Consider the following 6,000-nt stretch of genomic DNA (forward strand, 5'->3'; position numbering starts at 1 on the left):
GGAACCTCAGCCCAGGCGCAGCAACTGCCGGGCCTGTTCAGGGGTCGCGAGCTCACGGCCCGCGGCACGGGCCCGCTTCGCGGCCTCCGCCACCAGCTCGTAGTTGCCCTTCGCGAGCACGCCCTTGGACAGGTAGATGTTGTCCTCCAGGCCCACGCGCGCGTTGCCGCCACGCTTCGCGGCCTCGTCCACGAATGGGAGCTGCTGGCGCCCCACGCCCGCCACCGTCCAGGAGCTTCCCTCCGGCAGCGCGGCGATCATGAAGTCCAGCACCTCCGGCCGCGCCTGGAGCGTGCCCGGCACGCCCAGCACGAAGTCGAAGTGCGCCGGCAGCTCCACCAGCCCCTCCTTCGCCAGGTAGCGCGCCTCGTCGATCATCCCGACGTCGAAGCACTCCAGCTCCGGCTTGAGACCGATGCTCTTGATGCGCTTCGCGATGTCGCGCACCAGCGGCCTCGGGTTCCAGAACACCTCTTCCCCGAAGTTCACCGTGCCGGTGGTGAGCGTGGCCATGTCCGGCTTGTCCGCGCCGGTGAGCGTGAGCCCGCCGCACCGCTCGTTCACGTCCATGCCCACCGCGCCGCCCGTGGACACCTGGACGAGCACGTCCGTGCGCTTGCGGATGGCGCGGATGGCCGCGCGGAACAGCTCCGCGTCCTGCGACGGCTTGCCGTCCGCCGTGCGCACGTGAATGTGCACCATCGCCGCGCCGGCCTCGCGGCACTTCGCGGCGTCTTCAGCAATCTCCTCCGCGGTGATGGGCAGGTACGGCGTCTGCTCGCGCGTCGTCTCCGCGCCCACCAACGCGGCGGTGAGGACCATGGGCTTGCTCATCGCTGTCCCCGCTGCTTGTCCTTCGGAACGACGCAGGTGCCCGAAGCGCGGCACACCACCACCGCCTCCGGCAGCACGTCCGCCGCCGAGTCGTTCACGTCCGGCCGGGGACGGATGACCTTGCGCGCCTCGAAGCGCATCTTCCGCGACGTGTTGCCCGCGGAGACGATCTCGCCTTCCGCCTCGATGAAGTCGCCCGCGTACACCGGGGCCAGGAACTCCACGGAGTCGTAGGCGCGGAACAGCCCCTCGTCCCCGTCAGAGCGGATGCACAGCTCCGTGGCCACGTCCCCGAACAGGCCGAGCATCCGCGCCCCGTCCACCAGGTTGCCGCCGTAGTGCGCGTCATGGCTGCCCATGCGCAGCCGCAGTACCGCCTTGGTGCCAGTGCTCACGTGGGTTCCCCCTGGTAGTGGGAGTCCGCGGACTCCGTGCCCTCTTTCTTCATCACCGCGTGCACGATGTAGTTCGCCACGTCCGACGGCTTGGTGCCCGGCCCGAAGCCCGCGTCGAAGCCCAGCTCCAGCGCCAGCTTGTGGTCCACGCGCGGCCCGCCCAGCAGCAGGAGCGTCTTGCCGTGGATGCCCGCCGCCTTCGCCGCGTCGATGAACTGGCGCGAGTTGTCCTTGTGCACGTCGCGCTGCGTGACGACCTGCGAGACCAGGATGGCGTCCGCGTGCTTCGCGGTGGCCTTCTTGATGAGGTCCTCGTTGGGCACCTGGCTGCCCAGGTTGAACGCCTCGAACCCGGGGTAGCGCTCCAGGCCGTAGTCGCCCGCGTAGCCCTTCATGTTCAGGATGGCGTCAATGCCCACCGTGTGCGTGTCCGTGCCGGTGCACGCGCCGAAGACGACGATGCGGCGGCGCACCTTCTCCTTGATGAGCGCGTTGAGGTCGTCGAACCCCATCTTGCGCACCACCACTTCCGGCACGTCGATCTCCGCGTAGTCCAGCGTCACGTTGGAGCGGGCGTAGACGACGAAGAACGTGTACTGGTCCGCCGCGCGTTCGGCGGCCGCCACCTTCACGTCCGTGAAGCCCATCTTCTTCGTGAACTGGGCGGCGGCCTCCTTGGCCTTCTCCGACAACGGCACCGGCAGCGTGAACGACAGCTGCACCATGCCGTCGTCGCGACGGTCGCCGTAGGGGCGGATGATCTGCTTGCTCGGCTTCACCATCGAACTACCCCTTCTTGGGCGGCGTGAACGTCACGCTGGTGCCCACCTTCTCGGCCACCTGGGCGAAACGGTCCTTCTTGCCCTGCTCCATGTAGAAGACCACCGACCACGTCGTCTTCCCGTTGCACCCCACGTACGTCACCGTGTCCACGTTGCCGCTGCCGTCCGGCGCCGCGTCCGTGTCCGTCTTCGTGGCCGCCGGCTGGCCGCCCACCTTCATCATCGTCCAGCCGTCGCCGCCGATGCTCGCGAGGATCTTCGTGCGGCACAGCTCCGCCTTCATGCCCGCGGTCTGCACCGTGCCCACGTCCACCAGGAAGTACGCGTCGCCGGAGGGCGCCAGGAACTTCTCCGTGCCGTCCATGTTGGAGCGCGTCCACGCCGCCGGGGCCTTCAGCGCCACGTTCTTCACCGTCACGCTGCTCAACGCATCCGCGCTGCCGCCCGCGGCCACCATCACGGCAAGGAAGGTACTCAGGATCATGTCGCCTCCAGCATTTCCAGGAACGGGTTGAAGTAATCCGGCGCCTTCTCCAGCACGCCGTCCAGGCCCTTGCCACCGGTCTCCTCGCGCTTCACGTCGCCGAAGCGCCCCTTGCCGATGGCCGCCACCATGCCCTCGGTGTGGCACTCGCGCAGCAGCTCCTCCGCCTTGGCGAAGACCTCCCGCGCGCGGTTGGCGATCTTCCCGTCCTCGCGGACGGTGAACTCCTCGTCGATGCCCCGCGCCGCGCGGTGGATGTACGACGCGGACTTGAGCGCCACGTACCGGTCCGCGAGCAGCGGCGTGTGCATGGCCTCCGTCATCATGCCCAAGAGCTGGATGCCCTGCCGCGTCCAGATGGCCACCAGGTCCGCCATCACGTCGTACGCGTGGCTGAAGAAGATGTCCGTCTCCTTGTGCTTCGTGGGCGGCATGTACTTGAGCGGCGCGTCCGGGAAGCAGCGGCGCACCAGCATCGCCTGCGACAGCTCCAGGAGCAGCGTGTCGTCGCGGTACGGGTCGATTTCGTACGAGTGCCCGATGCCCAGCTGCCAGTCCTTGAGGCCCGCGCGCTTGGCGAAGCACTCGTTGATGAACTGGCTGGCGATGACGGTGTGGGCCGCGTCGTAGGCATCCGCGGTGGTGATGTAGTTGTCCTCGCCGGTGTTGATGATGATGCCGGCCAGGGCGCAGATGCGGCGGCTGAAGTACTGGTCGATGAACGTCCGCCGCATGTTGATGTCGCGGAACAGGATGCCGTACATCGCGTCGTTGAGCAGCATGTCCAGCCGCTCGTACGCCGCGCAGAAGGCGATCTCCGACATGCACAGGCCGGACGAGTAGTTGGTCAGCTGGATGTAGCGCTTGAGCTTGCGGCTCTCGTCGTCCAGGGCCTCGCGCATCACGCGGAAGTTCTCCTGGGTGGCATAGGTGCCGCCGTAGCCCTCCGTCGTCGCGCCGTGGGGCACGTAGTCCAGGAGCGACTGCGCCGTGGAGCGGATGACCGCGATGACGTCCGCGCCCGCCTGGGCCGCCGCGCGCGCCTGGTCCACGTCGTCGTAGATGTTGCCGGTGGCGACGATGACGTACTTGTGCGGCGCGGGCGACATGGGGAACTGCTCGCGCAGGGCGTTGCGCTGGGCGATACGGGCCTTCAGCTCCGTCATCGCCGCGCGGGCCTCCTCGCGCACGGCGTCGCGCAGGTTGGATTCCATCTCCGGCGACAGCAGGCCCATCTTGTCCGTGGGCAGCGCGGTGAGGCGCTCCACGGCGTCCAGCGGGCTGCTGGCCCCCAGTTGCAGCGCGCGGCCATACCAGTAGGCCGCGCCCCGGTTGAGCACCCCGGCGGACTTCAGCTTGTCCACCATGAGGTTGGCCAGGGGCACGCCTCGTGCGCCCGCGCCGGAGATGCCAAAGAAGCGCAAGACGGTGCGCTCATTGGAGACAGTGGTGTTGCGTTGGATGAGGTCGAAGATCGGATTGACGATCTCGTCCGCCAGCTTGCGCGCCTCGGCAATCCGCGCGTCGTCGATAAACGGGCCTGACATGCGCGCACCCTACCCGAGCCCCGCGTGCTTCGGCTCAAGAACGCGGGCGCCCGCACGGCCAGCAAACGATGCCGCACCGCGCCTCTTGAATGGCGAGACGCATTACGCGAACGCCGCGCTTCCAGGGCCTCGGCGTGCCCTCCACCGAAACGTCGTTGCGAAACACAACACCGAAAACACAGGGGTCGCCACCACCGGGACTTCGGTGATTCCACCGAAAGGCCGGTGAATCGATCTGACACCCAGGCCCAACCTATTGAAATCACAGGAAATGAGGAGTCGGCACGGAGCGTGCTCTGGGGTTGGCCCGGTCCCCCGTAACCCCAGGAGTTCCTTTGAACCGACGCTCGTTGATGCTCGCGGTCCTGCTGACTGGCGCCCCCGTCCTCGCCGCCGGCAACCCTCCTCCCATCACCACCGACTCTGGCGCTCCGCTGGGCACGAACCAGAGCTCCAAGACGGCCGGCCCCCGGGGCGGCGTCCTCCTGGAGGACTTCGCCCTCATCGAGAAGCTCGCGCGCTTCGACCGGGAGCGCATCCCGGAGCGCGTGGTGCACGCGCGCGGCGTGGGCGCGTACGGCTCCTTCGAAAGCTACGGTGACTTCTCCAACCTCACGCGCGCGTCCGTCTTCTCCCAGAAGGGCAAGAAGACGCCGATGTTCGTGCGCTTCTCCACGGTCATCCACCCCAGCGGTTCGCCGGAGACGCTGCGCGATCCGCGCGGCTTCGCGCTGAAGTTCTTCACGGACGAGGGCAACTGGGACCTGGTCGGCAACAACCTGCCCATCTTCTTCATCCGCGACGCCATCAAGTTCCCGGACATGGTGCACTCGCTGAAGCCGTCCCCCATCACCAACCGGCAGGATCCGAACCGCTTCTTCGACTTCTTCAGCCACCAGCCGGAATCCACGCAGATGCTCACCCAGCTCTATTCGGACCTGGGCATCCCGGCGAGCTACCGGCAGATGGACGGCAACGGCGTGCACGCCTTCAAGTTCGTCAACGCCAAGGGCCAGGTGAAGTACGTCAAGTTCAACTGGAAGTCGCAGCAGGGCGTGAAGGGCCTCACCGCGGAGGAGGCCACGAAGCTGGGCGGCCAGGACTTCCAGCACGCCACGCACGACCTCTACACGAACATCCAGGCGGGCAAGTTCCCCTCGTGGGAGCTGAGCGTGCAGGTGCTGGATCCCAAGGACCTGGACAGCTTCGCGTTCGATCCGCTGGACGCCACCAAGGAGTGGCCCAAGGACAAGCTGCCCCCGGTGAAGCTGGGCAAGTTCACCCTCAACAAGATGCCGGACAACTTCTTCGAGGAGACGGAGCAGTCCGCCTTCTCCCCGGGCGTGATGCCGCCGGGCATCGAGCCGTCCGAGGACCGCCTGCTGCAGGGCCGCCTCTTCTCCTACGCGGACACGCAGCGCTACCGCCTGGGCGCCAACTACCTGTCGCTGCCGGTGAACCGCGCGCGCAACGCGGTGAACAACAACAGCCAGGCCGGCGCGATGAACAGCGGCAACACGAAGTCGGACGTGAACTACGAGCCCAGCATCACGCGTGAGACGTCGGACACGCCCTCCGCCCTCTTCTCCAACGCGCCGCTCACCGGCACCACGCAGCAGCGCGCCATCGAGAAGACGGACAACTTCGCGCAGGCGGGCGCCTTCTACGCGGCGCTCGACGCGGCCGCCAAGGAGCGGCTCATCCAGAACCTGGCCGGCGACCTGGGCCAGGTGCGCGACGCGAAGGTCAAGGCGCGCATGGTGGGCCACTTCTACGCGGCCAACGCGGACTACGGCACGCGCCTGGCCAAGGCCGTGAACGTGAAGCTGGACGACGCGAAGGCCACCCTCGCGCCGCTCGCGAACAGCGCTCAGCCGTGACGTGACGCCGGGCCGCCGGTGACGCCACGGCGGCCCCGCTGCCTCCCCCCCTTTCCCGCCCCCGTCCCTGCCCAGGCA

Annotated in this window: 6 protein-coding genes; 1 reads left to right on the top strand and 5 read right to left on the bottom strand. The window is 67.8% G+C overall.

Features of this window, described 5'->3' with window-relative positions; genetic code table 11:
- Positions 1–6 precede the first annotated feature (6 nt).
- Genes kce through kamD form a run of 5 tightly spaced genes read right to left on the bottom strand, consistent with a single transcriptional unit; the run spans position 7 to position 4,042 of the window.
- The gene (kce, locus tag D7X32_RS15710) at positions 7–834 is read right to left on the bottom strand and encodes a 3-keto-5-aminohexanoate cleavage enzyme (protein WP_120603356.1); all 828 of its coding nucleotides are present in this window, start codon (positions 832–834) and stop codon (positions 7–9) included.
- Positions 831–1,229 carry a 3-aminobutyryl-CoA ammonia lyase gene (kal, locus tag D7X32_RS15715; RefSeq protein WP_208752432.1) on the bottom strand — a complete coding sequence of 133 codons (399 nt, stop codon included), beginning with the start codon at positions 1,227–1,229 and terminating at the stop codon, positions 831–833. Before kal ends, kce begins: the two co-directional genes overlap by 4 nt.
- The gene (kamE, locus tag D7X32_RS15720) at positions 1,226–2,011 is read right to left on the bottom strand and encodes a lysine 5,6-aminomutase subunit beta (RefSeq protein ID WP_120562679.1); all 786 of its coding nucleotides are present in this window, start codon (positions 2,009–2,011) and stop codon (positions 1,226–1,228) included. Before kamE ends, kal begins: the two co-directional genes overlap by 4 nt.
- Positions 2,012–2,015: 4 nt before the next feature.
- The gene (locus D7X32_RS15725) at positions 2,016–2,495 is read right to left on the bottom strand and encodes a hypothetical protein (protein ID WP_120603357.1); all 480 of its coding nucleotides are present in this window, start codon (positions 2,493–2,495) and stop codon (positions 2,016–2,018) included.
- Positions 2,492–4,042, bottom strand: a complete 1,551-nt coding sequence (gene kamD / locus D7X32_RS15730; RefSeq protein ID WP_120603358.1) for a lysine 5,6-aminomutase subunit alpha — start codon at positions 4,040–4,042, stop codon at positions 2,492–2,494. The genes D7X32_RS15725 and kamD overlap by 4 nt, the downstream gene beginning before the upstream one ends.
- Before the next feature lie 335 nt (positions 4,043–4,377).
- Between kamD and D7X32_RS15735 the strand changes: the two genes are divergently transcribed.
- Entirely contained in the window at positions 4,378–5,922 is a 1,545-nt protein-coding gene (locus tag D7X32_RS15735; protein WP_120603359.1) for a catalase, read from the top strand.
- Positions 5,923–6,000: the final 78 nt, after the last annotated feature.

The sequence above is a fragment of the Corallococcus carmarthensis genome (genome assembly GCF_003611695.1).
In the GTDB taxonomy this organism is placed as follows: Bacteria; Myxococcota; Myxococcia; order Myxococcales; family Myxococcaceae; genus Corallococcus; species Corallococcus carmarthensis.